Annotated in this window: 3 protein-coding genes; all 3 read right to left on the reverse strand. The window is 67.4% G+C overall.

From position 1 onward, the window contains the following. The coding region (locus tag COGEMETH_RS19975) for a homocysteine S-methyltransferase family protein (RefSeq protein ID WP_238184354.1) at positions 1-1174 on the reverse strand (1174 nt) is incomplete at its 3' end. 88 nt (positions 1175-1262) lie between these two features. Then, entirely contained in the window at positions 1263-1514 is a 252-nt protein-coding gene (locus COGEMETH_RS19980) for a hypothetical protein (RefSeq protein ID WP_238184355.1), read from the reverse strand. A 34-nt stretch (positions 1515-1548) separates the two neighbouring features. Beyond that, the coding region (locus COGEMETH_RS19985; protein ID WP_238184356.1) for a methylenetetrahydrofolate reductase at positions 1549-2163 on the reverse strand (615 nt) is incomplete at its 5' end.

The following is a 2163-nucleotide window of genomic DNA, read 5'->3' on the forward strand; positions in this document are numbered from 1 at the left end:
CCAGGGCGGCGGCGTAATCGCCGTTGGTGACGAGCTTGCGGAATTTGGCCGAGCCGGTGACGTTGGTGCGCTCGCCCACGTTCACGAAGGGGATTTCCTTCGTCAGCGTGAACGGCTCCAGGCCGGACAGGCGCATCAGGCGCGGCACTTCGGGGATCGCCCGCGGCTTCTTGTCGGCGACCGCCTCGCTGATCGCGCGGATGTGGTCCGGCGTGGTGCCGCAGCAGCCGCCGACCATGTTGACGATGCCGCCGGCCGCGAACTCGGCCACCAGCTTGGCCATCGCCTCGGGACTCTCGTCGTAGAGGCCGAACTCGTTGGGAAGGCCGGCATTCGGGTAGGCGCAGACCAGGGTGTCGGCGATGCGCGACAGTTCACTGATGTGGCCGCGCATCTCGCGTGCGCCCAGGGCGCAGTTGAGGCCGATGGTCAGCGGGCTCGCGTGGCGCAGGGCATTCCAGAAGGCCTCCGGCGTCTGGCCCGACAGGGTGCGGCCCGAGAGGTCCGTGATCGTGCCCGAGATCATGATGGGCAGGGTGACGCCCGTCTCCTCGAAGGCCTGCCACGCCGCGGCGACCGCCGCCTTGGCGTTCAGGGTGTCGAAGATCGTCTCGATCAGGATCAGCTCGGCACCGCCCGCGATCAGGCCGCGCACCTGCTCGACATAGGCCGTCTTCACCTGATCGAAGGTCACGGCCCGGAAGCCTGGGTTGTTGACGTCCGGCGAGATCGAGAGCGTCCGGTTGGTGGGGCCGACCGCGCCGGCCACGAACCGGCGGCGTCCGTCGTGCTCTTCCGCCAGCTTGGCCGCCTCGCGTGCCAGCCGCGCGCCCTCGGCGTTCAGTTCGTGGATGATCGGTTCCATGCCGTAATCGGCCTGGGCGATCGTGGTGCCCGAGAACGTGTTCGTCTCGCACATGTCGGCGCCGGCGAGGAAGTAGTCGAGGTGGATTTGCCGGATCGCGTCCGCCTGCGTCAGGATCAGGAGGTCGTTGTTGCCCTTCTGGTCGTGGCCGTGATCCTTGAACCGCTCGCCGCGAAAATCCGCCTCGCCGTAGCCGAGGCGCTGGATCACCGTGCCCATCGCCCCATCGAGGACGAGGATTTTTTCCGACGCGCGCTGGCGCAGGGCGGCTTCGATCTCGGTGCCGTCGACAGGGCGGAGTTCGGTCATGGGCGGTTTTCCGGGTCACGGCCGGACGAATTCGGCCGAGCCTTAAGGGCAAAACGATCTTGGGCCTTTCAGGCCGGACGAGGGAAGGTCAGGAGCGCGTTTCCAGCGCTTCCATACGACGTTCCAGAGCTTCGAGCCGCTCTTCGACCTCGGCAGCAGCGTATCGCCCGAGTACGGATTTCCCGCTCACCGCCTGCCGAAGGTTGTCGAAGCGCGGTTCCAGCTTGTCAAAACGTCCGTCGTGCTGTTCCAGCTTGAGGTCGATCCGGCTGAAACCGTCTCGCATCTCGGCCCGCATCTCACGCAGCAACGGCAGGATGATTTCTTGCGGTTCGGCCATGGAGAGCCCTCCTCGCTCGGTCGTCGGGTATGATCTAAGCCGCCGCCTTGGCCGCCGCCACCTTCGGGGCCTGGCCGCGCAGGCCCAGCAGGTGGCAGATGGCGTAGACGAGGTCGGAGCGGTTCATCGAGTAGAAGTGGAAGTCGTTGATCCCCTGGTCGACGAGGTCGAACACCTGCTCGGCGGCGACGGCGGCGGCGACCAGCCGGCGGGTCTCCACGTCGTTCTCCAGGCCCTCGAATCGGGCGGCGAGCCAGTAGGGCACGGAGGCGCCGGTGCGGCGGGCGAAGTTGGCCGCCTGCTTGAAGTTCTGCACCGGCAGGATGCCGGGGAGGATCGGTATGTCGATGCCGGCCGCCCGCACCTTGTCGAGGTAGCGCAGGTAGATGTCGTTCTCGAAGAAGAACTGCGTGATCGCCTGGTCGGCGCCCGCATCCACCTTGGCCTTGAGGGCGTCGATGTCGGCGTCGAGCGAGGCGGCCTCCGGGTGCTTCTCCGGATAGGCCGAGACGGAGACCTTGAAGTCGCCGATGCGCTTGATGCCCGCTACGAGGTCGCAGGTCTGGGCGTAGCCGCCGGGATGGGGCCGGTAGGTGTGGCCCACGCCTTCGGCCGGGTCGCCGCGCAGCGCCACGATGTGGCGCACGCC

It is taken from the genome of Methylobacterium trifolii (genome assembly GCF_022179685.1).
GTDB classification, from domain to species: domain Bacteria; phylum Pseudomonadota; class Alphaproteobacteria; order Rhizobiales; family Beijerinckiaceae; genus Methylobacterium; species Methylobacterium trifolii.

Coding starts and splice junctions, on each gene's coding strand:
- COGEMETH_RS19980 (WP_238184355.1), bottom strand. CDS start 1,514: ATGGCCGAACCGCAAGAAATCATCCTGCCGTTGCTGCGTGAGATGCGG.